Here is a 22,844-nt window from a genome sequence, read left to right on the forward strand (position 1 = left end):
CGCACTTAATTTCCTCGTTATGTCTTTTATTTTTTGTTCGCGTATTTTTAAAAGTTGACGCGCGGAAAGTTTTGTGGCTTTTACGCTGCTACCAAGACGGCGGTGGGAGGGCCTCGCCAGCTTGGATCGAGACACCGAAGGCCCGCGCCGTTTCCAGGGAGGAAACCATGAACATGTCCCGCACTCTGAAATCGCTCGTCGCCGGCACGGCGCTGTCTCTCTTCGCCTCCGCGGCCTTCGCCGATGGCATCGGCGCTTCGCTGTTGACCCAGCAGCATCCGTTCTACATCGAGCTCGCCGACGCGATGAAAGCCGAAGCCAAGGCCAAGAACGTTGCGCTCGAAGTCTCGATCGCCAACCAGGACCTCAACAAGCAGCTCGCCGACGTCGAGGATTTCATCGTCAAGGGCGTCGACGTCATCGTCATCTCGCCGGTCGATAGCCAGGGCGTGCGCGCCGCGATCGAAAAGGCTGAAAAGGCCGGCATCAAGGTGATCACCGTCGACGTTCCGGCCAACGGCACGACCGTCACCTCGCATATCGGCACCGACAACTTTACCGGCGGCGTCAAGGCCGGCGAACTCATGGCGAAGGTCCTCGACAACAAGGGCAAGATCGCGGTGATCGACTACCCGACGGTCCAGTCGGTCGTGAACCGCGTCAATGGCTTCAAGGAAGCGATCGCCAAGCATCCCGATATGGAGATCGTCGCGATCCAGACCGGCATTACTCGCGCCGAAGCGCTGGCAGCCGCCCAGAACATGCTGCAGGCCAATCCGGATATCACCGGCATCTTCGGCTTTGGCGACGATGCGGCACTTGCCGCCGCCGTTGCCGTCAAGGCCGCGGGTCTCGAATCCCAGGTCAAGGTCATCGGCTTCGACGGCATGAAGGAAGCCCGTGACGCCGTCGACACCAACCCGGTCATGGTCGGCGTCATCCAGCAGTTCCCGGACCAAATGGGCAAGCAGGCGGTCGACACCGCCGTCAAGGTTGCGGCCGGCGAGACGGTTCCGGCCGAACAGCCGATCGTGCCCGGCGTCTACACCGCCAAGTAAGTCCTCCCAGGACCGCCGCCGCCTTCGAGCGGATGAGGAAAAATGTGTGCGGTTTTCCGCCCGCATCCTGCTCTGATCTGAAGTCGGCGGCACCCCATTGGGGTGCACGCTTCCGGCCTATGGCCGAAGGCGCTCCCCCTCGGCTGACCCGAAGGAGGCCGCCATGCATGGTTCGACCACGGATACCATTCTCGAAATCGACAACATCACGAAATCCTTCGGCCAGGTCGCGGCTCTGAAGGGCATGCGCCTTCGCGTCCGGCGCGGTCGGGTGCACACGCTGCTTGGCGAAAACGGTGCCGGCAAATCGACGTTGATGAAAATCCTTGCCGGGGTGCATGAGGCGACCTCGGGAAAGATCGCTCTCGACGGCCGCCCCTACCGGCCGCGCAATCCGCAGGATGCCGCCGCCCTCGGCCTTGCCATCGTCTTCCAGGAGTTGAGCCTCTGCAGCAACCTGACGGTGGCCGAGAACATTCTCGCCACCCGCGAACCGCGCCGCTTCGGCTTCATCAACGACAAGGCACTGGTCGCCAGGGCCCGCGCGATCGTCGCCGATCTCGGCCTGCCGATCGATGTCAGCGAGAAGGTCGGCAATCTCTCGATCGCCCAGCGCCAGCTCGTCGAAATCGCCAAGGGCCTGAGCCACGACGCCAAGGTCGTCATCCTCGACGAACCGACCTCGTCGCTCAGCGACAGCGAAGCCGAAATCCTGTTCGACATCATCGCCCGGCTGAAGCAGCGTGGCGTCGCCGTCATCTACATCTCGCACCGTATGGAAGAGATCATGCGGCTCAGCGACGACATTACCGTCATCCGCGACGGCGAGTATGTCTCCACCCACGACCGTGACAGCGTCACCATCGAGGCGTTGATCGCGCTGATGGTCGGCCGCCGCATGGAGGAAATCTATCCGCCAGCGGCACACGAACGCAAGGCGGACGCGGCTGCGGTTCTCTCGGTCGAAGATCTTACCCGCGACGGCGATTTCGAGAACATCTCCTTCAACGTCCGTCCTGGCGAGATCCTCGGCTTCTTCGGGCTGGTCGGCTCCGGCCGCTCGGAGGTGATGAACGCGCTCTTCGGCATGAAGACCGCCAGCGGCACCGTCCGCTTCGATGGCGAGACGGTTCGCTTTCGCTCGCCGGCCGAGGCGATCGCCCGCGGCATCGGCTTCGTCACCGAGAACCGCAAGGAAGAAGGCCTCGTTCTTGGCCACAGTGTCGGCTGGAACATCTCGATGGCGGCGCTCGGCGACTTCACCGGGCCGCTCGGCTTCACCCGCAACCGCGCCGAACGCGCGGCAGCCGTCCAGGAAGTCGCAAGGCTCGCGATCAAGGCCCATTCGCTCGACACGCCGTCGGGGTCACTCAGCGGCGGCAATCAGCAGAAGATCGTGCTCGCCAAGTGGCTGCTCACCCGGCCCAAGGTGCTGATCCTCGACGAGCCCACCCGCGGCGTCGACGTCGGCGCCAAGTTCGAAATCTACAAGATCATCCGCCAGCTGGCGGCCGAGGGAACGGCGATCTTGCTGATCTCCTCCGAGCTGCCGGAAGTTCTGGGAATGAGCGATCGCGTCGTCGTCATGCACGAGGGCGTCATTGGCGCAACCCTATCCGGCACCGAGCTCACGCCCGAAACGATCATGGCGCACGCAACAGGATTCCAATCATGACTCAGCAATCCGAAGCCAAGGCCGCTCTCCTGCGGGCGTTGAAACAATATGGCGGCATTCTGCTCTCGCTGGTGATGCTCTGCGTCGTCTTCTCCTTCCTCAACCCGCGCTTCATGTCGGTCGTCAACTTCATGAACATCCTGCAGCAGGTGGCCGTGGTGGCGATCGCTGCCTTCGGCATGACCTGGGTGATCCTGCTTGGCGAAATCGACCTTTCGGTTGGCTCGATCATCGCGGTTGCCGGCATGGTCGGCGCGCAATGCTTTGCCTTCGGCCTCGGCTTCGCGCCGGCGATCGTGCTCACGCTTCTCGCCGGCGCGCTGATGGGCATGCTGAACGGCGTGCTGACGGCGAAGCTCTTGCTCCCTTCCTTCATCGTCACCGTCGCGACCATGGGCATCTACCGTGGCATGGTCAGCCTGCCGACCAACGGCGCCCCGGCGATGATCGAAAATCCGACCTGGACGGCGATCGGCACGGAGAGCTTCTTGGGCCTGCCCATCATCATCTGGGTCGTCGCCGTCCTCTTCCTCGTCAACCACATCCTCTTGAGCAAGACGAGCTTCGGCCGTCGCGCCTATCTAACCGGCGGCAACCGCGAAGCGGCCGTCTATTCCGGCATCAAGGTCGATAGGCTGAAGATCACCATCTTCATGATCTCCGGCGTGATGGCGGCGATCAGCGGCGTGCTCTTGTCCTCGCGCCTGTTCTCGGCCCAGACCAATGCCGGCATGAGCTACGAACTTGACGCGATCGCGGCCGCCGTGCTCGGCGGCACCTCGCTCGCCGGAGGCGTCGGCACCATGGTCGGTACGCTGATCGGCGCGCTCATCATCGGCGTCATGAACAATGGCATGAACATGCTGTCGGTTCCGTACTTCTACCAGCTCATCGTCAAGGGCCTGGTGATCCTGATCGCTGTTTGGCTCGACGTGCGCGCCAAGCAGGCAAAACGCTGATCCGCTGAGAGCGGGATGAGGAAAGTGTGTGCGGTTTTCCGCCCGCACCCCGCTCCGACCTAATCTTCGTGATCTAACGAGTGACACACCCATGCATAAGATACTGACGATCGGCGAAATTCTCGTGGAGATCATCGCCACCGAGAAGGGTGACGGCTTCCGTCAGGCTACCCCTCTGATCGGTCCCTACCCCTCCGGCGCACCGGCAATCTTTATCGATCAGGTTGGCAAACTCGGGCAGGCCGCCGCAATCATCTCGCGCGTCGGCGACGACGATTTCGGCCACGTCAATCTCGACCGCCTCAAAGCCGACGGCGTCGACATCTCCGGGATATCCGTCGATCCGCTCGGCACGACCGGCAGCGCCTTCGTGCGCTATCGCGCCGACGGTAACCGTGCCTTCGTCTTCAATATCCGCCACAGCGCCTGCGGCACGATCCCGCTCGATGACGAGACTCGGGCGCTGGTGCGGAGTTGCAGCCACCTGCACGTGATGGGTTCGTCGCTCTATGCCCCGAGCGTGGTGGAAAGCATTATCGCGGCGATCGAGATCATCAAGTCCGCCGGAGGCACGGTCTCCTTCGATCCAAACCTGCGGGCGGAAATCCTCGACAGCCCCGGCATGCGCGAGGCGCTGCAGACGGTGCTCGCGAAAACCGACGTCTTCCTGCCGAGTGGGCAAGAGCTGTTCCTGTTCACACAGGCAAAGACAGAAGCCGAGGCCGTTGCCGAACTGCTCGCCACCGGCATCAAGGTCATCGTCGTCAAGCGTGGCGCCGAAGGTGCCACCTACTTCGACCGTGACACGACGCTGTCGCATCCGGGCTTTGCGGTCGACGAAATCGACCCCACGGGTGCGGGCGACTGCTTCGGCGCGACCTTCGTCACCTTCTGGCTGAACGGCGCGAAACCCCGCGAGGCGCTGGAGTTCGCCAATGCCTCGGGCGCCCGTGCCGTCATGATTTCTGGCCCGATGGAAGGCGCCTCGACGCGAGCCAATCTCGATACCTTCATCAGTACACGAAAGGGCTGACCGCCATGCAGCAGAACCTTCTGATCGACATTGCCCGCTGGTCCGAACGTCCCGGCCCGCGCGGCATTCCCTCGGTATGCTCCGCCCACCCGCTGGTGATCGAAGCCGCCATGCTTCGCGCGCTCAAGCAAGATGCGGCCCTGCTGATCGAGGCGACCTGCAACCAGGTCAACCAGGATGGCGGCTATACCGGCATGACGCCCGCCGATTTCACCCGTTTCGTCGCCGGCATCGCCGATCGCGTCTCCTTTCCGAAGGACAAGATTATTCTCGGCGGCGACCATCTCGGCCCGAACCCGTGGAAACATCTGCCGGCGGACGAGGCGATGGCCAAGGCAGAGACGATGATCGAGGCTTACGCGAAGGCCGGCTTCACCAAGCTGCATCTCGACACCAGCATGGGCTGCGCCGGCGAGCCCGTGGCTCTACCCGATGCCCTCACGGCGGAGCGCGCCGCGCGGCTGGCGGCGGCGGCCGAAGCCGCCATCCGCGGCGAAGACGGCATTGCCCCTGTCTACATTATCGGCACGGAAGTGCCGGTTCCGGGCGGCGCGCTGGAGGAGCTCGACACGCTGGAAGTCACCGCACCGGAAGCGGCGATCGAGACCGTAGCCGTTCATCGCGACGCCTTCGAACAGGCCGGTGCTGCCGACGCCTTCAGGCGTGTCGTCGGCGCAGTGGTGCAGCCGGGCGTCGAGTTCGGCAACGAGAACGTCATCGCCTATGACAGGCAGAAGGCGGCAAAGCTCAGCGCCAGCCTAAGACAGCTCGACGGTATCGTCTTCGAGGCCCATTCGACCGACTACCAGACGCCGGAAGCACTGAGAGACCTGGTCTCCGATGGCTTTGCCATTCTCAAGGTCGGCCCCGGCCTCACCTTTGCCCTGCGCGAAGCGCTCTACGGCCTCGACCAGATCGCCGCCTTCCTCTTCCCACAAGCGCGCAAGCAGACGCTGGCGGTGGTAACTGAAACGGTGATGCGCGAAGAGCCGGCGAACTGGGGCAAGTATTACCACGGCTCGCCCGAAGCCCAGCGGCTGCAACGGCATTTCTCCTATAGTGACCGCATCCGTTATTACTGGCCACACCCGAAGGTGGCCGCGGCCGTTGAAGAACTGCTCTCGCTCCTCGAAGGCGTAAGCATCCCCGAGACGCTGATCAGCCAGTATCTCCCGGGCAGCTACGAACGCGTGCGCGATGGCAAAGTCGCCGCCAGAGCAAAGCCGCTGGCGATTGCTGCCGTCGACAGGGTTCTCGAGGATTACTTCACGGCCTGTCGCTAATAGCGCCAGGCCGTACGTTCGGTGAATATTTCTGAGCCGGTACTGCCTATCCCCTCGAAATGAACCTATAGATGAAATCAAAACAATATGGGGTATTGCGGCCGTGGACAGACAGATCAAGACGATGGAGGATTTTTCGGAGTTCGTCGGCTTGTCGCGCCCCACGGTCTCCAAATACTTCAATGATCCGGGCTCTGTTCGGAAGAAGACCCGCGATGCTATCGAGGCGGCGATCAAGCAGTCGGGCTTTCGCCCCAACATCTTCGCAGTCAATCTCAACCGCCGCCGCACCAATATCCTCGGCGTCATCGTTCCGAACTCGACCGACCCGTTCTACATGGCCCTGACGCGCCGGATCGAGCACATCGCCAACCAGGCGGGTTTCCTTGCCTTCGTGCTATCCTCCGACGGCCGACCGGAGATGGAAGAGCGGGCGATCGAGACCTTCAAGTCGATGAACGTCGCCGGGGCCATCATTGCGCCGCTCGGCGTGCAATCGCATCATAAGACGCTGACGGCGCTCGGCGAGAGCATTCCACTGATCTACGTGGACTCGCCCCTCGACGACAGTTCCTCCTTCGTCGGTACCGACAACCGCCAGAGCTTCCGGCTGATGGTCGATTATCTCTGCCGCTCCGGAAGCCCGCCCTGCTACCTCGGCATGCCGCCGGTCAACAACAATGCGATCGCCCGGCGCGACGCCTATCTCGAGGCGATGCAGCAGTTGAAGATGGAGCCGGCGCTGGTCGAGACCACGCCGAACGCCTCCTGGGACTTCGAGAAATTCGGCTTCGACGAGACGCTGCGCATCCTCGGTGCCGGTGGTTTTCCGACGCAGACGGTGCTTTGTGCCAATGACCGCGTCGCCTTCGGCGTCATCGCCGCCGCCTTCCAGTCGGGCCTCAAGGTCGGACGCGATGCAGGTTCCGACCTGCGCGTCGCCGGCCACGACGACCATCCGCTGTCGCGCTACACCTGTCCGCCGCTGACGACGGTCGCCCAGAACTACAACGAGATCGGCCGGCTGGCCATCGAACTGCTTCTGTTCAAGCTCGGGGAAACCTCCGACGACGGCGGTGCCTTCCCCGAGGACGAGCGCATTCTCTTGAGCGCCGAGATCATGCTGCGCGGTTCGGCGTGACGATATCACGTCAGGCAGTGGCTTCGCACGATATCGATTGCCGCCGCACGAGGATGACAAGCAGCGGCACGGCGACGATGGAAACCCCGGCCGCGCAGAGGAAGAACGCCGAGTAGCCGAAACGCTCGGCGATCCAGCCCGCACCAAGGCCGCCGGCCATGCTGATCAGGCTGTCCATGCACTGAAAAAGCGTGAAATCGACGCCCGCCTGACGCGGGTCGGCCCAGCCCATGAACTGCGCATAGAGCGCTACGAAGCCAATCGCCATCACGCCGGAGGAACTGGCGACGGCAAGCGTCATCACGAGCGACCGCGAGAGGTCGCCGGACACGCCGACATAGGCAAGGGCGATGAGCATCGCCACCTGCATGAGCAGCGCACCGACAAGCACTGCGCCCGCACCTCGGAGCCGGACGAGCAGACCGCCGAAGAGCGCTCCGCCGAAGCCGACGAGCATGCTGCCGACGCCATTGAGCATGCCGACGGAGGCCAGGTCGAAGCCGTAGTCGATGAGGAAGGGGCCGAGCATGGCGAGCCCCCATTTCTGCGCGGAGACATAAGTCGCCGCAAGCAGCAGACCCCTGCGCACCTCTGGCCGACGCAGCGCCGCTTTCAGCGACGGCACATGGCTGCGCGTTGCGAACGTCAGCCGTGAGCCCGGACCGAGCAGGAACGGAAGGCCGAGCATCAGCACGACGGTCGCCATCGCCCAGACAGCGGGCGCCCAGCCGAGCCGGTCGACGAGGACGAGAAACAATCCCGCGCCGATCGCCGAGCCGACATAGGACCCGCCGACCTGGGCGGCATTGCCCCAGCCGTGATGTTCTTCCGCGAGCGTCTCGACCGCATAACCATCGCAGGCGATGTCAACCGTGGAGGTGAAAAGCGCAATGAACACCAGACAGACGAGCACCGGACCGAGGCGCTCCGGATCCAGCAGGCCGACGAGCGCCAGCATGACAGCGCAGAGCCCGCCGCCGGTGACGACGATGACGGCCGAGCGGTTGCGGCCGGCCGCCGGCAGGCGAAAACGCTCCACCAGCGGCGACCACAGAAACTTCAACGCCCAGGGCAGCACTGTCAGATAGACGAGGCCGATCTCGCCGAGCGATACACCTTGCGTCCTCAAGACCGCTGGCAGGCCGAGCATCGTCAGCCCGCCGATCACGCTCTGCGCCACATAGAGCCCGCCGACCGCGAAGAAGATCGCAGCCGGCGACGGCCTTGTTGACGGCTTGGCTTCAAGCACCATCAGAAGCGATAGCGCACACTGGCGACGACCTTGCGGCCCTCGTCGAAGTAGCAGAAGCCAGTGGTGCAAAGCTGTTCGACCTCGTTGAAGAGATTGGTCGCATTGAGCTGCAGTCGCACGCCCTCGAAGTTCGGATTTGCGGCACCGAGGTCGTAACGCACCGACGCGTCGACGAAGGTGCGTGCCTCGTTGTTGAGGACAGGCGTGTGCACGTTGTCGCCGAAGCTCGATCCGACATAACGAACACCGGCGCCGATGCCGAGCCCTTCGAGGGGACCTGACAGCACCTCGTAGTCGGCCCAGAGCGAGAACATGTGGTATGGCGAGGAGTTCAACTGATTGCCGAGCGTTTCGGCGGTCAATTTGGTGATCTCGACATCGTTGTAGGAATAGGAGGCGATGAAGTTCCAGCCATTGTCGAGCGACGCCGTGGCTTCGAGCTCGAAGCCGCGCGACCGGAGGTCGAGCTGGCGCAGGAGATTCAGGCCGGAAGAGGTCTCGTAGACGGTGGCGTTTTCCTGGTCGATGTTGAAGACGGCGGCGGTGATCGTCGCGTTCTGGCCAGGAATTTCGTACTTGACGCCCGCCTCCCACTGCTTGCCGAGCGTCGGCATGGCCGCCGTGTCGGTGCCGCCGAGATTGATGATCACACCCGGATTGGAAACGAAAGCCGTGCCGTAGCTGACATAGGGCATCATGCCATTCGGCAGGACATAGCCAAGCGCCGCACGCGCCGTCGTTTCGCTGTCGTCGCGGTTGAAGCGGCTTCCGTCGATCGAATATTTGTTGTCCACCCAGTCGTGGCGCAGGCCTGCGGTCAGTCGCCAGGCGTCATATTCGATCTGGTCCTGGAGATAGATGCCGATGCCGCTCTGCGACTGCTTCTGGGTGGAGGTCAGCTTCGGCACATAGGTGAAATCGTCCGTGAAGAGATCCGGCCCACTGCCCTGCTTCGACGTATATTTCATGTAGCTGTAGTCGATGCCGGCAATGAGCTGGTGCGCGGCGGCACCGGTGTCGAAGTCGAACTTCAGGTAGGTGTCGCTGGCAACGCCGGTATTGTCCTCGACGGTCAGGCCTGGATACTTGGCGAACACCCATTCCTGCCGCGTCGAAATGTCGGAATAGCGCAGCTTGTGATAAAGCGTGACGCCGTCGCTGAGTTCGTGCTCCAGCTCGTAGCCGATGCGCCCCTGCTTCTGGGTGAAATCGTTGAAACGGGCGTCGCCGCCATAGGTCGGGATCGCGCCGATCGACTTGCCGTCCGGCCCGTAGCGATTGAGGTAGCCCCAGGTGCCTCCGGTCGTCGAATCCATATATTCGCCGAGCAGGGTGAACTTGGTGCCCTCGTCCGGCTGCCAGGTGAAGGCGGGCGCGATGAACAGGCGATCGTCCTTGACCGCCTCGATATCGGTGCGCCCGTCGCGCGCAAGTCCCGTCATGCGGTAGAGCATCGTGCCTTCGTCGTCGAGCGGCCCGGAGACGTCGAACGCACCCTGAACCCGTCCATAGGAACCGTACTGCACCTCGACCTCGCGCAACGGGTCGCTGGTCGGGCGCTTGGAAACGATATCGACGATACCGCCGGAGCTGCTCGCGCCATAGATCGACGCCGCCGGACCGCGCAATGTGGCAATCGCCTCGACGCCATAGGGCTCCAGCCGGAAGAGGCCGTTGGGGCTGGCGATCTGCCTGAGGCCGTCGCGGAAGATGCCGGTGAGCGTCAGGTCGATGCCGCGCACCTTGAAGGCGTCGAAGCGCGGTTCGGCGCCGTACTGGCCGACGCGGGCGCCGGGCGTATAGTTCAGCGCCTCTTTCAGGTTCTGTGGTTTGAGATCCTGCAACTGCTTCTGGCTGATCACCGACATCGACTGCGGCGTCTGCATAACCGGCGTATCGGTCTTTGTGGCGATACGCGCCGATTTCGCGACATAGCCGTCGGTCTCGACGATGCCCTCGGCACCGGTCCGCTCACCGGTGGCAGTAATCTTTTCGAGCTGCGTGGTGCCGTCCTTGACGACGGCACCTGTGGTGATGGTCGCGTCCGACGGATCGAAGATCTGAACGGTCTTCTCGCCGACGATGCGATAGCGAAGCCCTGTCCCATCCAGAAGCGATGCAACCGCTGCTTCGGTCGCGATCGTGCCGCTGACGCCCTTGGTTTGCTTGCCGTTGGTGAGCGTACTCGGATAGAGCAGGCGCAGGTCCGCTTGCTCGCCGAGTTTCAGAATGCCCGCTTCGAGGGATCCGGCGGGGACGGAGAACGCTCTTTGGGCCGTTTTCGTCACCGGCGCCTGTGCCTGCACTGCGTCCGTGCAAGCAATCAAAGAGACGCCGGCAAGTGCCAAGCGTGCGAAAGTACGGCGCCGTGAACCACGGCCCTCAAAAAAGCTCATCCGAAATCCCCTACTCAACTCCTGGAGCGCCGACTGTTCCTTTGGGGCGGCACTGCCACTGTTGACTAAGAGCGTCGGGAGCTCGATCTCCTGACGTCGTTTGGAAGATTTTCTGCCTAACGCGACTGCACGACGACCATGAACCCGGACAACCTCATCACACGCAGCGGCAGGCTCGTCTCCAGCACCCGCAGCGCGTCATCGGTGTCATGCAAATCGAAGATGCCGGAAACCTCCAACGCGCCCGCCGTCTCGTCGAGTAGCAGGATGCGGCCGCGACGATAGCGTTCGAGCGTGGCCAGCACGTCACGCAGCGGCCGGCGCGAGAAGACAAGCTTGCCATCGCGCCAGGCGGTTCCGACAGCAACGTCCGCCTTCGCCAGGGAAAGCCGCCCCTGCCTGTCGATCGTTGCCGTCTCGCCGGCGCCGAGAATCGCTTTGTTGCCGGATGCCTCAACCTCGACGCGGCCTTCCTCTACCTGCACGTCGGCCGCCCGATCGGCGCTCACGGTGCCGACGGAATAGCGGGTTCCGAGCGCCGTCGCGCTGATGGAGCCGTCTTCGACCACGAACGGCCTGAACGGATTCTTCGCGACGGCGAAGAAGGCCTCGCCTCTAAGGAGCCGCACCGTTCTGCTGTTCTGCTCGTACCGGACCACAAGGGCCGTGTCGGTGTTCAGATCGACCTCGGTCCCGTCTTCCAGTGTAATACGCCTGACTTCGCCAACACCCGTATAGTAGTCGGCGCGCCAACGGTCGCCGTAGGGCGTCGTCAGCGACAGGATCGCGACGCCGGCCGCCAGACAGAGCCCGACGAAACCGCCGACCCGCCGCCGGCGCTGCGCGCGCAATTCGCCTAGCCTCCCTGCGGGAATAGGCACATCGCCCAAGTCGCGCCACAAGGCACGCAATTCGTGGTAGGCCGCCTGATGATCGGGATGCTCAGCTACCCAGCGGTCGAAGGCTTCGCGGTCAGCAACCGTCGCATCCTCGGACTGCAGCTTCGCGACCCATATCGCTGCCGCTTCCAGGATGCCGTCATCGATTGTCTGGCGATTGCCGCTCATTCATGCCTTCCGGTCGAACTGAAATGCCGCTCGGCGATCCGCTCCTGGAATCGCTCCCATCACCTTAGAGTTGAAAGGGCGGTTCTTCCTGACGTCCGCTCAGAAAATAATCTCGGCGCGCATTTTCCGGCATTCGAGAAGCGCGCGGATGATGTGTTTTTCCACCATGTTCCTGGAGATGCCAAGCTCGCTGGCGATCGCGCCGTTGCTCAATCCGTGTAGGCGGCTGAGGATGAAGACCTGCTGGCAGCGATTGGGAAGCCCCTCGATGGTCCGGGTCATGATCAGGAGGCACTGGCGCGCATTGACGATCCTGTCCTGGATTGGCCGGTCTTCGGCGTGTTCCAGTCCTTCGCTGTCTTCCACGAACATCGCTCGTTCGCGCGCGGCTCGCTCGGACGCCACGCGCGCGACAGAACGGGCAACCTGAAACAGATAGGCTTGAGGATTCTCGATCAGGGTGGAGCGTGACGCTTCCAGCATGCGCATGAAGGTTTCCTGCGTGGCATCGACGGCGTCTTCGCGATTCCTGAGGCGGCGGCTGAAGAAGCGACGAATCCGGCTCTCTTCGCGCTCGTGGAGCCCCTGCACCATCGCATCGGTCATCAATCTGTCTCTCCAGCGCACGGCGTTGGCACCACAAGCGCGCAAGACCCGGCGCCATCGTTTATCTTGAATGCACTACTCATGTTTCATAGGCGAAGCGGAGGTGCGCTGCAATGTGCGGACCTGCGGCACGAAGAACCGAAACCGCAACGGGGCCGGTGAAGCCCTATATTGGAAAAGAACTGTTGCACGGAGGCCACGGCAGCCGACGATGGCTGAGCGCGACCGCCGATGTCAGGTGCGTCGCGTGCTCGCCAGCACGTTCCCCATGGAAGTCAGTTCCGAGGCAATGCGATCGATCAACAGTCGCACGCGTCGCGGCTGTACGCTTGCCGGCGGATAGACGATCTGCAGTCCTGTTTCTCCGGACGCGAAGTCCGCAAGCAACTCGATGAGCGCGCCAGAGGCCAGGTCCTCCGCAATATCCCAGACGGATTTCAGCGCGATGCCGTGGCCGGCACGGCACCATTCGGCTACCAACCCGCCGTCATTGGCAACGCGTCTGCCGCGCACCATGACCTTGTGTGGCTTGCCATCGACCTGAAAGGCCCATTCACGATCGAGATTGGCACCGAAGCGCATGACGATGCAGTCGTGACGGGAGAGATCGTCCGGATGTTGCGGCCTGCCCATGGCTTCAAGATAGGCAGGCGCCGCACAGACGGCGCGGCGGTTCTCGCCGAGGATGCGCGACCGAAGCGTGCTATCGGCCAGAACACCATGGCGGATGGCGAAGTCCATGCCTTGTCCGACGAGATCGACGTAGCCATCGGTGAGGTTGAGATCCACCGTCACATCAGGGTGTTCGGCAAGAAAGCGATCGAGGATCGGCACGATATAGCGCCGGCCCATATCCTCGGGCGCACTCAGGCGGATCGGTCCGGAGATGGTACGGGTTCCCGATCGGATGCCGGCCTCCAGTTCTCCGGCCTCCGCCAGCAGGCGGCGGGCACCGTCCACCAGAAGGCGCCCCTCTTCCGTCAGGCTGATCGCCCGCGTCGTTCGCTTCAGCAGGGCTGCGCCATAGTGCGCTTCGAGTGCGGCCAACCGCTCGGAAACGGAGGCCGGCGACAACCCCTTCTCGCGCCCGGCGGCGGAAAGCCCACCCTTTTCGACGATCAGGAGAAACAGGGCGAGGTTGTCGAGCAGCATCTTTCGCTTTCTCCGAAATATAATTTTGGAACTAAGCCAATTATCCGGATGCGTCGCAATAGCTAAATTCCCAATCGAAAAGGAGGCGCGAGATGCAGCTCGACCACGTCACAATCCGCACAGGCGACATCGACGCAACGCGCGCGTTCTTCGAAACGGTCTTCGATCTCACCATCGGCGAGCGTCCGTCGGCCATCCGGCGCATCCCCGGCTTCTGGCTCTACGCCGAGGGTAGGCCGATCGTTCATATCATCGGCAGCTACGGCAACGGTTCTGACCGTGCGGCCGAAGCGATCGATCACGTCGGCTTCCGGCTCGAAGGTTATGCCGCCTTTCGCGCCCGGCTAGACCGGCTTGCGATCCCCTATTCGACGATGGATCTCGCCGAAATCGGCGAACGCCGACTTTTCCTGCGCGCGCCCGGCGGTCCGCTGCTCGAAGCCGTCTTTTGCGAACCCATTCCCGTGGAGAATGACCATGACATTCAATAACAACACCGTTTCCGTCGTCATCGGTGGCACCAGCGGCATCGGCGCCGCCGTCGCCAGGGCGCTGATGCAGCGCCCCGGCCGGGTCGAGATCGCCAGCCGCGCCACCGGCCTCGACATTGCCGACAGCACAGCGGTCGCCGCGTACTTCCGCAAGCTCGGTCCGATCGACCACTTGATCGTCACTGCCGGTTCCGCCGCTCCGGGTGGCAAGATCAGCGATATCGATCTGGGCACCGCCAAGGCTGCCTTCGACGTCAAGTTCTGGGGTTCGGTCGTGCTCGCCCGCGAAGCGGCCCGCTACATGCGTGCCGGCGGCACCATCACCTTCACCTCCGGGTTCCTCGCCCGTCGGACAGTACCCGGCACCTTCGTCAAGACGGCGATGAATGCCGCCCTCGAAGCCACGGCGAAGGTGCTGGCCAAGGAACTTGCACCGCTACGCGTCAACGTCGTCAGCCCCGGGCTGACGCAGACGGAAGCCTATGCCGGCATGACCGGCGAGGCGCGCGACGCAATGTTCGACCGCGCCGCCGCAACCTTGCCCGCCGGCCGCTTCGGGCAGCCCGAAGATATCGCCAGCGGCTATCTCTTCGCCATCGATAATCCCTTCGTCACCGGATCAGTGATCGACATCGAAGGCGGCGCGCTCATCAGTTGACTGAGGCCACCCGAAGGCTTTGCTCGCAGCATGCGCGGCGCCTATTCTGGTTGGATCATCGGCGCCAGCCGTGACGGCCGAGAGAATTCGCAACAGCAGACCGTTTACCCATAAGGAGCACACCATGAAAGCCGTCGCCCTCACCCGTTATCTTCCGGTTTCCGACCCGGAAAGCTTCCTCGACGTCACCCTGCCGAAGCCGGTGCCCGCGGGGCGCGATATCCTGGTCGCTGTCAGCGCCGTCGCCGTCAATCCGGTTGACGTCAAGATGCGCGCGCCGAAGGACAAGATCGAGGAGACGCCGCGCGTCCTTGGCTGGGATGCGAGCGGCGTGGTCGAGGCGGTCGGGCCCGGCGTGACGCTGTTCCGGCCCGGTGACGAGGTCTACTACGCCGGCGACCTGACGCGGTCCGGCACCAACCAGCAGTACCACCTCGTCGACGAGCGCATCGTCGGACGCAAGCCGAAGAGCCTTTCCTTTGCCGAAGCGGCCGCCTTGCCGCTGACGACGATCACCGCTTACGAAGCCTTCTTTGATCGCCTGGGGATCGACCGGGACGGTGCCGACCGCGGCCAGTCGATCCTGATCGTCGGCGGTGCCGGCGGCGTCGGCTCTATCGGCATCCAGCTTGCCAAACGCGCGGGCCTCACCGTTATCGCCACGGCCTCGCGGCCGGAAACCATTGCTTGGGTGAAAGAGCTTGGCGCCGACCATGTCGTCAGCCATCGCGAGCCGCTGGTCGAACAGGTCCGTGCGCTCGGTTTCAACCATGTCGACCACGTCGCCATTTTCAACGACATGCGCCACTGGGACGCCGCCGTCGAACTGATCCGCCCTCAAGGCGGCATCGTCTCGATCGACAATACCGATGTGCCGATGCCGATGGCCGGCATGAAGACCAAGGCGGCCAGCCTCCACTGGGAGTTCATGTTCGCCCGGCCGATGCATCAGACGCCCGACATGATCGAGCAACACCGGCTCTTGTCCTTCGTCGCCGACGAGATCGATGCAGGCCGACTGAAGACGACGCTTGCCGAGATCCTGTCGCCGATCAATGCCGCAAATCTGCGCGAAGCGCATCGGCGCATCGAAACAGGGGCTGCCAAGGGCAAGATCGTCATCGAAGGCTTTGGCGACTGATGCCCGAGCAGGCCGCGGCCGTCACGGCGCTGCCGGCCTGATTAAGCGAAATCGCTCGCCGCGACATAGATTGCTGCGAGCGCCTCGAACCCGACCTGATCTTCGGCATCAAACCGGCCAGGGCTCGGGCTGTCGAGATCGAGCACGCCAAGCACCTTGCCGTCCTTGACCAGCGGCACGACGAGCTCCGAGCGTGACGCGGCATCGCAAGCAATATGCCCGGCAAAGGCATGGACGTCCGGGACCAGCATCGTCCGCCGTTGCGCGGCGGCGGCGCCGCAGACGCCTTTACCAACGGGTATCCGTACGCAGGCGACCTTCCCCTGGAACGGCCCGAGCACGAGCTCGTCGTTCGAGCGCAGAAAGTAAAAGCCAGCCCAGTTCAGATTCGGCACGACATCGAAAACAAGCGCCGAGAGATTGGCGGCATTGGCGATGAAGTCGCGCTCGTCGTGCAGCAGGCCACCGAGCTGGCCGGCGAGTTCATGATAGAATTCGGACTTGTCGGCGGTTTCGATTGTCTTCGAGGCAAACACGGTCCTACCTTTCAAATCTCGGCATCACGCCGCATGGCCGCTCAACGATCATGGCGGCTCGCCAATGGCTGATCGCGGCATTTGCGACCATTGACGCAGCAGTATCATCATCCTCGGAGACAGCAAAATTGCGATCAGGCGATATTTCTAAATGCGATATATCGATACAGCCCGCCCCAGGTTCTCAGCCATCCGTTTCCGGATCGCCCTTCACCGTCGTAATGATTTCGCCGAGCACCAGGTGCAGCGCATCGCGGTAGCCATTACGGGCCGAAGGCCCGCTCTCGGCCGATGTCATGACGACGGTCAGATCGAGACTCGGCACGATGTAGAGCATCTGGCCGCCATACCCCCAGGCGAAATGCACGTCTTCACCGGCAATTCGGCGCTCAAACCAACCATAGCCGTAGGAGTCCCCGGAAAAGCGTGAATTGGTGCGATGCTGCCAGGACGCTTCGATCCATGCCGGAGACACGAGCTGAGCGCCTGACGGTGTGCGGCCGCCATTGCGGTAGAGTTCGCCAAAGGCAAGAAGCGAGCGGGCACTCATCGCCATCTGGTTGCCGCCAAGATAGATCCCCTGCGGGTCGCGATCCCAGGCTCCGATGCGGAAGCCTTCGAGCGGCCCGAGCCAGTCGTGCGCCAGGGTGAGGGTCGACTTGCCGCTCACTTTCGTCAGGATCGCGGAAAGAAGATGTGTGGAGGCCGTCGAATAGAGCATCTGGCCGCCCGGATCGTCATCGAATGGCTGCGCGAGCGCCGTGCGCACCCAGTTGCGGCTGGCGACCCAACGGCCGTAGTTCGGACCTGAAAGACGCCCAAGCCCGGCCTGCATTGATAGGAGGTTGCCGATGGTGATGTCGTAGATGCGCGGATCGGGCGAAGCAGGAAGATCCGCCTTCAGGATCGGCGCGAACTTCTGGTCCGGACCTTCCAGCAGCCCCTTGTCGATAGCGATGCCGACAAGCGCCGAGATGATCGATTTCGACGCCGATTTGATGTTCGTCGCATCCGTCACCCGGTTGCCGCGATAGCCGCGTTCCGCCAGGATCTCGCCATCGCGGGCGACGATCACGGCCTTCAACGGTTCGAGTTCTGTACGCGATGCCAATTCCTTGAGGAGAGCCGAAACCGGCGCCTGCACCTCGGCAGCAGCCGCCAGGGTGAAGAACGTCCAGAAGACGAACGTCGGAGCCAAGAGTGTCCGGGCGAAGACGGCGGTGGCAAATCTGATCATGGATCAGCATCTAAGACCGCCCGGCCCCCGCGTCATCCGTCGCGCCGCCATTTCACGGTGATTTGAAATCCGGGTGACCGCCGGGCCGCGATGCCGACTTCAGTCCGCCGGCTGCCTTGCAAAGGCCTCCACGAAGCGCCGCAGGCTTTGTTCGACGAATTCCGTGACCGGTGCTTGCGGATCGAAACTCCACCAGAGCAGCGCCCCCTGCCATTGCGCCGCCATCAGCAACCCTAGTCCTGGGGCCGCTGCGGGCAATCCCGAAAGACACTCGTCAAGCACACCCGAAAGCACGTCGCGCCATTTGGCGCCCCGCGCGCGGAGCTTCGGATCGCGTAGGTCTTCGCGAAGAATCCGGAGATCGTCGGCATAGGATTCGATGGCGCCATAATCGCCGGAAAGGCCAACGAGCAGCGTAATGGCGCCCTCCGGTGTGCGAGGGACGGTCGCCACCAGTTCCGCCGTCTGTCGGTCGAGACCATCCCAGGCCTGTGTCAGCGCACTCTGGATCAATCGTGCCTTGTTTTCGAAACGCTGCACCAGCGTGGCACCGGAGAGCCCTGTCTTGGCAGCGAGCGCAGCAAAGGTCAGTCCATCCGGACCTTCGACCCGCATCAACGCGAATGCAGTGGCCAGCACCTCCTCGTCGGGCATCGTTTTCGGGCGCGGCATCTTGACTCTCATTTATAACCGAACAATCATTTATATATTACAGTCGAAAGAGAACGCCAGACGGCAACTGGCCCAACGGAGGAAAACATGTCTCTCGAAGGAAAAATCGCGCTCGTCGCTGGCGCGACACGAGGCGGCGGGCGGGGCATCGCCGCCGAACTCGGCGCCGCCGGTGCCACCGTCTACGTGACAGGGCGAACCACGCGGCAGCAACAATCCGACTACGGACGGCCCGAGACGATTGAAGAGACGGCTGAGATCGTGACCGGTCTGGGCGGCAAGGGGATTTCCGTTCAGGTCGATCATTTGCAGCCGGCACAGGTAAAGGCACTCATCGATCGCATCCGCGAGGAACAGGGACGGCTGGACATCCTGGTCAACGATGTCTGGGGCGGTGAATTGCTGTTCGAATGGAACAAGCCGGTCTGGGAGCACAATCTGGAAAATGGCCTGAAGCTGCTGCGCCTTGGCGTCGACACCCACCTGATCACCGCCCACTACGCCCTGCCGCTGATGATCGAAAGGCCGGGCGGCCTGCTGGTCGAGGTGACCGACGGCACCGCCGAGTACAATGCCGAGAACTATCGATTGTCGCCCTTCTACGATCTTGCCAAGGTTTCGGCCAATCGCATGGCCTGGGCCCACGCCAAGGATCTTGCCCCGCATGGCGCGACTTCGGTTTCAATTACCCCGGGCTGGATGCGCTCGGAGATGATGCTCGAGCACTACGGGGTCAGCGAGAACAACTGGCGCGATGCCACGAAGAGCCAACCGCATTTCGTGATCTCGGAGACGCCACGCTTCGTCGGCCGCGCCATCGCTGCACTCGCGGCAGACCCAGAGAAGGCCCGCTGGAACGGCCAGTCGCTTTCGAGCGGCGGGCTGGCTCAGGTTTACGGCTTCACCGATCTCGACGGCTCGCGGCCCGATTGCTGGCGCTACATGCGCGAGGTGATGGAGGCCAACAGGCCAGCCGATGCCACGGGATATCGCTGAGCGAGCCAAGCACTGCCGCTCGCGAAAGAAACGCAATCGATCACGATGACCATCCAGCAAACTTGAAACGGCGCGCCGCCTCCTATAGTCGGAGTTCCAGGCAAACCCAGCGCGCCGCCGCTCCTTATGCGAAGGCGGCGCTATCGAGTGTTATTGAAGATGGCATCGCGGGATCGTTATTCGAGAAAGCTGGAATGCGCGAAATGCGGAGCCTCCGGCTTTGCCGAGGCGTCTGAGAACGACAATGCCAAGACCGGCAATCGCGGCTTTCTCATCGACGTCATGCCGAAAGGCTTTTCGACCGAACGCACCTCTCCCGATCCCGCCAAGCACATGGTCCGTTGCCGCTGCGGCAACGTCTTCGCCTTCAAACAGAAGACCGTCTACGCCCCCGGCAGCGAACCGCGGGACTGACGCGCCATCGCAATCCGGCCGCCGGCGTTGAGAAAAAATTCACCATATTGTCTCAACATCGACCCAATCAGCGGGCAGCTAAGGCGGCGCGCGTTCAAGTTTTGTTGATCGCGGACCCCTGCGGCAAAGGCTTGCGGCCAGAGCTGCCACCGCTTAATCGCTGACGTTGAAGCCGAGCCGACACGCGTTGTTTTGCGAATGACCGGCACCCGTACCGCCGGAAAGACGCTTGCGGCGAGAGTATTTCCAGGAGCCCGCATGCGGCGCGAGACAACAAAGAGCCTTTCTTCCGAGACACCACAGACGGCCAAGTTTTTCGCTCAAATGCACCGCATGCGGCATGCGCTGGCGATCGGAGCGATGGCGGTTGTTCTGACGGGCTGCACGGCGCTCGATGCAGACGACGTGCGCGAACCGCCGCCGATCCCCGCCAAGCTCATTGCCGCCATGGCCAAGAACGGCAGCAAGCCGGAAAGCCCGGTACTGGTTCGCATCTTCAAGCAGGAAAGCGAGTTGGAGGTCTGGAAACAGAACAAGCAGGGGCAATATGCGCTGCTGAAGACCTACCCCATGTGCCGTTGGTCAGGAAAACTCGGGCCGAAGACGAAGATCGGCGACCGCCAGGCGCCGGAAGGTTTTTACCATGTCTCCGCCGGCATGCTGAATCCGAAGTCGCAATACTTCCTGTCCTTCAATCTCGGCTACCCGAACCGGCTGGAGTCGGCGCTCGGCTATACCGGCGAAGCGCTGATGGTGCACGGCGCCTGCTCGTCGTCGGGCTGCTACGCCCTGACAGATCAGGGCGTCGGCGAGATCTACTCCGTGGTCCAGCGTGCCCTTGCCGGTGGCCAGGGCACCTTCCAGGTGCAGGCCTATCCCTTCCGCATGACGGCTGACAACATGGCCAAGCACCGCGGCGATCCGAATTTCGATTTCTGGAAGAACATCAAGCAGGGCTACGACATCTTCGAAACGACGAAGCGCCAGCCGAAGGTTTCCGCCTGCGGTCGGCGCTATGTCTTCAACACCGAGTTCGCCGACGGCGAGCCTTCCGATCCGCTCGCCGCCTGCCCGCCCGCGATATCGACACCTGACTCCGGGCTCGTTGCGAAGCTGCAATCGGAAGACGCGAAGCTCGCGAGCCTGATGGCAAGCCAGGCGCCGGCCCCGCTCAACGCCTATGTCGACGGCGGCATGCATCCGAGCTTCCGGGTGCTTCTCGAGAAAAACGGTGCGGAAAAGCTGGCCGCGAAGATCTCGGGAACTAAGTATCCTATCAGCCGACCCGAAGCGGCGCTGGCGGATCCCTACGCCGGCCTGTAATCGTTCGTCGGCTGGCGACGCACAATTGACTTGAAAGTTCGGTTGCATCGCCAGAAGCGAACACAGGACCATCGAGGGTTCCATGCCTGAAAGAGAGATCCGCCGCCGCACCTTCCTGCAACTCTCCGCGGGGATCGCGGCTGCCGGTCTAGCGGGTTGCGCTTCGACCCGGCCGACGGTGACGCGCTCCTACGCGCCGGAGCCGGTCTCCGAGGCGAACGCGTTCCTTGCAGACATGTACGGCGAGAAGCCGAACGAACTTTATCCGCTGCCGGCCATTCCCTACGAGAAGATCGATCCCCGCTTTTACCGCCAGATGGTTGCCGATCCGACCGGCGAAAAGCCGGGCACGCTGGTCGTCGACGTCGGCAGCCACTTTCTCTACCGGGTCTACGAGAACGGCCAGGCGATGCGCTACGGCGTCGGCCTCGGGCGCGCCGGCTTCGCCTGGGCCGGCCGCGGCGTCATCCAGTACAAGCGCGAATGGCCACGCTGGAAGCCGCCGAACGAAATGGTGGCCCGCCAGCCCGAGCTGCAGCAGTTCAGCATCGAGGCGGGCGGCATGGATCCCGGCCTGAGGAACCCCCTCGGTGCCCGCGCCATGTACATCTTCCAGAACGGCGAGGACACGCTCTATCGCATCCATGGCTCGCCGGAATGGTGGACCATCGGCAAGTCCGTGTCGTCGGGCTGCGTGCGCATGATCAACCAGGACGTGGTTGACCTTTACAATCGCGTGCCGAACGGCACGCCGATCGTCGTCACCGACCTGACCGGCGGCGGCATGGTACAATCGCAGCCGATGCCAGAGTCACAGCCACTTCCAGACCAGCAGCCGTTGCCTGAGCCGTCGGACTACATGCAGATGGGTCCGGACGGACTGCCGCCTCCGCAGCCCCTGTAAGACAGTTCGTCCGATTCAAGGCGATAGCGCGCTAAAGAACGAGAAGCGGCGTCTTGCCCCTCACCCGATCGTAGAGATCGATCGCGTCCTGCTGCAGCATGCGGACGCAGCCGGCGGACGCATTCTTGCCGATCGAGCGCCACTGCGGCGAGCCATGAATGCGGTAGAGTGTGTCCTGACCGTTCTGGAAGATGTACATGGCGCGGGCGCCGAGCGGATTGTCGAGGCCCGGATCCATGCCGCCGGCTTCGATGCCGTATTTCTTGAGGTGCGGTTGGCGCGCGATCATGTCATCGGGCACGGTCCAGCGCGGCCATTTCCGCTTCCATTGGACCACGGCGCGCCCCTTCCAGGCGCGGCCCGCCGCGCCGAGACCGACGCCGTAGCGGATCGCGCGACCGCCCGGCAGCACCCAGTACAGGAACATCTTCTGGGTATCGACGACGATGGAATAGGGCGGCTCGCTGGTCGTGTAAGCCACCTCCTGGCGCAGAAATTCCGGCTTGATCTCACCGTACTGGATGCCGGGAACGTCATAGCCCTCGTCCTTCACCGGTGCGTAGGCCTTTGCATAATCGAAGGTCTTCGTCGGTCCGACCGCTGCACCCGCTGCCTCGCCCGGCGGCTTGCCGTTTCCGGCGATCGGTTCGATCAGCTTCGGCTTCGGTTCGGGTTTCGGGATCTGCGTGCAGGCGCTCAAGACGGAGCTGGCGATCACCGCGAGCAGCGACCGGCGGGACAAATTCATCGACACTTTATTCTATTCCAGGTTGGGATTTCAGTTGGAAATTTTTCCGAGGAGGGGCCCCAGGCTCTTGGGTCGAACCGTGACCGAAATGTGGTGAAAATC

General features: G+C 63.0%; 22 protein-coding genes. 13 read left to right on the forward strand and 9 right to left on the reverse strand.

Translation table 11 applies throughout. The features are described 5' to 3' along the window. The first annotated feature begins 167 nt into the window (after nucleotides 1-167). The 6 genes from QM996_RS28055 (at nucleotide 168) to QM996_RS28080 (ending at nucleotide 7,149) form a co-directional block, all read left to right on the forward strand. Nucleotides 168-1,058, forward strand: coding sequence for a substrate-binding domain-containing protein (locus tag QM996_RS28055; RefSeq protein WP_334197139.1), 891 nt, complete (start codon nucleotides 168-170; stop codon nucleotides 1,056-1,058). 163 nt (nucleotides 1,059-1,221) lie between these two features. Then, nucleotides 1,222-2,733, forward strand: a complete 1,512-nt coding sequence (locus QM996_RS28060) for a sugar ABC transporter ATP-binding protein (protein WP_334197140.1) — start codon at nucleotides 1,222-1,224, stop codon at nucleotides 2,731-2,733. Further along, nucleotides 2,730-3,692 carry an ABC transporter permease gene (locus tag QM996_RS28065; protein ID WP_334197141.1) on the forward strand — a complete coding sequence of 321 codons (963 nt, stop codon included), beginning with the start codon at nucleotides 2,730-2,732 and terminating at the stop codon, nucleotides 3,690-3,692. The genes QM996_RS28060 and QM996_RS28065 overlap by 4 nt, the downstream gene beginning before the upstream one ends. 91 nt (nucleotides 3,693-3,783) lie before the next feature. After that, nucleotides 3,784-4,725, forward strand: a complete 942-nt coding sequence (locus QM996_RS28070) for a tagatose kinase (protein ID WP_334197142.1) — start codon at nucleotides 3,784-3,786, stop codon at nucleotides 4,723-4,725. Nucleotides 4,726-4,730: 5 nt separating this feature from the next. Further along, complete coding sequence (locus QM996_RS28075; RefSeq protein ID WP_334197143.1) at nucleotides 4,731-6,008, forward strand: D-tagatose-bisphosphate aldolase, class II, non-catalytic subunit; 1,278 nt, start codon at nucleotides 4,731-4,733, stop codon at nucleotides 6,006-6,008. Between the two features lie 124 nt (nucleotides 6,009-6,132). Next, nucleotides 6,133-7,149, forward strand: coding sequence for a LacI family DNA-binding transcriptional regulator (locus QM996_RS28080; RefSeq protein ID WP_334198694.1), 1,017 nt, complete (start codon nucleotides 6,133-6,135; stop codon nucleotides 7,147-7,149). Nucleotides 7,150-7,159: 10 nt separating this feature from the next. On the opposite strand, the gene QM996_RS28085 is transcribed toward QM996_RS28080, so the two are convergent. The 5 genes from QM996_RS28085 to QM996_RS28105 form a co-directional block, all read right to left on the reverse strand. Next, nucleotides 7,160-8,401 carry an MFS transporter gene (locus QM996_RS28085; RefSeq protein WP_334197144.1) on the reverse strand — a complete coding sequence of 414 codons (1,242 nt, stop codon included), beginning with the start codon at nucleotides 8,399-8,401 and terminating at the stop codon, nucleotides 7,160-7,162. Then, nucleotides 8,401-10,797 (reverse strand): TonB-dependent siderophore receptor, encoded by a 2,397-nt coding sequence (locus QM996_RS28090; RefSeq protein ID WP_334197145.1) that lies wholly within the window; start codon nucleotides 10,795-10,797, stop codon nucleotides 8,401-8,403. Before QM996_RS28090 ends, QM996_RS28085 begins: the two co-directional genes overlap by 1 nt. Nucleotides 10,798-10,913: 116 nt before the next feature. Then, complete coding sequence (locus QM996_RS28095; RefSeq protein WP_334197146.1) at nucleotides 10,914-11,864, reverse strand: FecR family protein; 951 nt, start codon at nucleotides 11,862-11,864, stop codon at nucleotides 10,914-10,916. 99 nt (nucleotides 11,865-11,963) lie between these two features. Continuing rightward, on the reverse strand, nucleotides 11,964-12,470 hold the full coding sequence (locus tag QM996_RS28100; RefSeq protein WP_334197147.1) for a sigma-70 family RNA polymerase sigma factor: 507 nt from the start codon (nucleotides 12,468-12,470) through the stop codon (nucleotides 11,964-11,966). A gap of 234 nt (nucleotides 12,471-12,704) precedes the next feature. Beyond that, nucleotides 12,705-13,622, reverse strand: coding sequence for a LysR family transcriptional regulator (locus QM996_RS28105; protein ID WP_334197148.1), 918 nt, complete (start codon nucleotides 13,620-13,622; stop codon nucleotides 12,705-12,707). Nucleotides 13,623-13,714: 92 nt separating this feature from the next. On the opposite strand from QM996_RS28105, the gene QM996_RS28110 reads away from it, so the two are divergent. From QM996_RS28110 to QM996_RS28120, 3 genes are all read left to right on the forward strand, one after another. Further along, nucleotides 13,715-14,113 (forward strand): VOC family protein, encoded by a 399-nt coding sequence (locus tag QM996_RS28110; RefSeq protein ID WP_334197149.1) that lies wholly within the window; start codon nucleotides 13,715-13,717, stop codon nucleotides 14,111-14,113. Beyond that, nucleotides 14,100-14,771 carry an SDR family oxidoreductase gene (locus tag QM996_RS28115; RefSeq protein WP_334197150.1) on the forward strand — a complete coding sequence of 224 codons (672 nt, stop codon included), beginning with the start codon at nucleotides 14,100-14,102 and terminating at the stop codon, nucleotides 14,769-14,771. The genes QM996_RS28110 and QM996_RS28115 overlap by 14 nt, the downstream gene beginning before the upstream one ends. A gap of 124 nt (nucleotides 14,772-14,895) precedes the next feature. Beyond that, complete coding sequence (locus QM996_RS28120; RefSeq protein ID WP_334197151.1) at nucleotides 14,896-15,912, forward strand: zinc-binding alcohol dehydrogenase family protein; 1,017 nt, start codon at nucleotides 14,896-14,898, stop codon at nucleotides 15,910-15,912. A gap of 41 nt (nucleotides 15,913-15,953) precedes the next feature. On the opposite strand, the gene QM996_RS28125 is transcribed toward QM996_RS28120, so the two are convergent. The 3 genes from QM996_RS28125 to QM996_RS28135 all read right to left on the reverse strand — a co-directional run bounded on the left by QM996_RS28125 (nucleotide 15,954) and on the right by QM996_RS28135 (nucleotide 18,357). Beyond that, nucleotides 15,954-16,448, reverse strand: coding sequence for a free L-methionine (R)-S-oxide reductase MsrC (locus tag QM996_RS28125; protein WP_334198695.1), 495 nt, complete (start codon nucleotides 16,446-16,448; stop codon nucleotides 15,954-15,956). A 184-nt stretch (nucleotides 16,449-16,632) separates the two neighbouring features. Beyond that, nucleotides 16,633-17,685 carry a serine hydrolase domain-containing protein gene (locus QM996_RS28130; RefSeq protein ID WP_334197152.1) on the reverse strand — a complete coding sequence of 351 codons (1,053 nt, stop codon included), beginning with the start codon at nucleotides 17,683-17,685 and terminating at the stop codon, nucleotides 16,633-16,635. A 99-nt stretch (nucleotides 17,686-17,784) separates the two neighbouring features. Next, on the reverse strand, nucleotides 17,785-18,357 hold the full coding sequence (locus QM996_RS28135; protein ID WP_334197153.1) for a TetR family transcriptional regulator: 573 nt from the start codon (nucleotides 18,355-18,357) through the stop codon (nucleotides 17,785-17,787). Between the two features lie 87 nt (nucleotides 18,358-18,444). Here QM996_RS28135 and QM996_RS28140 point away from each other — a divergent pair, with 87 nt between their 5' ends. The 4 genes from QM996_RS28140 (at nucleotide 18,445) to QM996_RS28155 (ending at nucleotide 21,994) form a co-directional block, all read left to right on the forward strand. Continuing rightward, nucleotides 18,445-19,353, forward strand: coding sequence for an SDR family oxidoreductase (locus QM996_RS28140; RefSeq protein WP_334197154.1), 909 nt, complete (start codon nucleotides 18,445-18,447; stop codon nucleotides 19,351-19,353). Between the two features lie 159 nt (nucleotides 19,354-19,512). After that, complete coding sequence (locus QM996_RS28145) at nucleotides 19,513-19,767, forward strand: hypothetical protein (RefSeq protein ID WP_334197155.1); 255 nt, start codon at nucleotides 19,513-19,515, stop codon at nucleotides 19,765-19,767. Between the two features lie 324 nt (nucleotides 19,768-20,091). Beyond that, the gene (locus QM996_RS28150; RefSeq protein ID WP_334198696.1) at nucleotides 20,092-21,090 is read left to right on the forward strand and encodes a murein L,D-transpeptidase family protein; all 999 of its coding nucleotides are present in this window, start codon (nucleotides 20,092-20,094) and stop codon (nucleotides 21,088-21,090) included. Between the two features lie 82 nt (nucleotides 21,091-21,172). After that, entirely contained in the window at nucleotides 21,173-21,994 is an 822-nt protein-coding gene (locus QM996_RS28155; protein WP_334197156.1) for a L,D-transpeptidase, read from the forward strand. A gap of 31 nt (nucleotides 21,995-22,025) precedes the next feature. On the opposite strand, the gene QM996_RS28160 is transcribed toward QM996_RS28155, so the two are convergent. Beyond that, nucleotides 22,026-22,742, reverse strand: a complete 717-nt coding sequence (locus tag QM996_RS28160; RefSeq protein ID WP_334197157.1) for a L,D-transpeptidase — start codon at nucleotides 22,740-22,742, stop codon at nucleotides 22,026-22,028. Nucleotides 22,743-22,844: the final 102 nt, after the last annotated feature.

The organism is Sinorhizobium chiapasense, from assembly GCF_045277575.1.
GTDB lineage: Bacteria > Pseudomonadota > Alphaproteobacteria > Rhizobiales > Rhizobiaceae > Ensifer > Ensifer chiapasense_A.

What these genes read in the sequence shown, in the direction of transcription:
- QM996_RS28055 (WP_334197139.1), top strand. Translation starts at nt 168, where the DNA reads ATGAACATGTCCCGCACTCTGAAATCGCTCGTCGCCGGCACGGCGCTG.
- QM996_RS28060 (WP_334197140.1), top strand. Translation starts at nt 1,222, where the DNA reads ATGCATGGTTCGACCACGGATACCATTCTCGAAATCGACAACATCACG.
- QM996_RS28065 (WP_334197141.1), top strand. Translation starts at nt 2,730, where the DNA reads ATGACTCAGCAATCCGAAGCCAAGGCCGCTCTCCTGCGGGCGTTGAAA.
- QM996_RS28070 (WP_334197142.1), top strand. Translation starts at nt 3,784, where the DNA reads ATGCATAAGATACTGACGATCGGCGAAATTCTCGTGGAGATCATCGCC.
- QM996_RS28075 (WP_334197143.1), top strand. Translation starts at nt 4,731, where the DNA reads ATGCAGCAGAACCTTCTGATCGACATTGCCCGCTGGTCCGAACGTCCC.
- QM996_RS28080 (WP_334198694.1), top strand. Translation starts at nt 6,133, where the DNA reads ATGGAGGATTTTTCGGAGTTCGTCGGCTTGTCGCGCCCCACGGTCTCC.
- QM996_RS28085 (WP_334197144.1), bottom strand. Translation starts at nt 8,401, where the DNA reads ATGGTGCTTGAAGCCAAGCCGTCAACAAGGCCGTCGCCGGCTGCGATC.
- QM996_RS28090 (WP_334197145.1), bottom strand. Translation starts at nt 10,797, where the DNA reads ATGAGCTTTTTTGAGGGCCGTGGTTCACGGCGCCGTACTTTCGCACGC.
- QM996_RS28095 (WP_334197146.1), bottom strand. Translation starts at nt 11,864, where the DNA reads ATGAGCGGCAATCGCCAGACAATCGATGACGGCATCCTGGAAGCGGCA.
- QM996_RS28100 (WP_334197147.1), bottom strand. Translation starts at nt 12,470, where the DNA reads ATGACCGATGCGATGGTGCAGGGGCTCCACGAGCGCGAAGAGAGCCGG.
- QM996_RS28105 (WP_334197148.1), bottom strand. Translation starts at nt 13,622, where the DNA reads ATGCTGCTCGACAACCTCGCCCTGTTTCTCCTGATCGTCGAAAAGGGT.
- QM996_RS28110 (WP_334197149.1), top strand. Translation starts at nt 13,715, where the DNA reads ATGCAGCTCGACCACGTCACAATCCGCACAGGCGACATCGACGCAACG.
- QM996_RS28115 (WP_334197150.1), top strand. Translation starts at nt 14,100, where the DNA reads ATGACATTCAATAACAACACCGTTTCCGTCGTCATCGGTGGCACCAGC.
- QM996_RS28120 (WP_334197151.1), top strand. Translation starts at nt 14,896, where the DNA reads ATGAAAGCCGTCGCCCTCACCCGTTATCTTCCGGTTTCCGACCCGGAA.
- QM996_RS28130 (WP_334197152.1), bottom strand. Translation starts at nt 17,685, where the DNA reads ATGATCAGATTTGCCACCGCCGTCTTCGCCCGGACACTCTTGGCTCCG.
- QM996_RS28135 (WP_334197153.1), bottom strand. Translation starts at nt 18,357, where the DNA reads ATGCCGCGCCCGAAAACGATGCCCGACGAGGAGGTGCTGGCCACTGCA.
- QM996_RS28140 (WP_334197154.1), top strand. Translation starts at nt 18,445, where the DNA reads ATGTCTCTCGAAGGAAAAATCGCGCTCGTCGCTGGCGCGACACGAGGC.
- QM996_RS28145 (WP_334197155.1), top strand. Translation starts at nt 19,513, where the DNA reads ATGGCATCGCGGGATCGTTATTCGAGAAAGCTGGAATGCGCGAAATGC.
- QM996_RS28150 (WP_334198696.1), top strand. Translation starts at nt 20,092, where the DNA reads ATGCACCGCATGCGGCATGCGCTGGCGATCGGAGCGATGGCGGTTGTT.
- QM996_RS28155 (WP_334197156.1), top strand. Translation starts at nt 21,173, where the DNA reads ATGCCTGAAAGAGAGATCCGCCGCCGCACCTTCCTGCAACTCTCCGCG.
- QM996_RS28160 (WP_334197157.1), bottom strand. Translation starts at nt 22,742, where the DNA reads ATGAATTTGTCCCGCCGGTCGCTGCTCGCGGTGATCGCCAGCTCCGTC.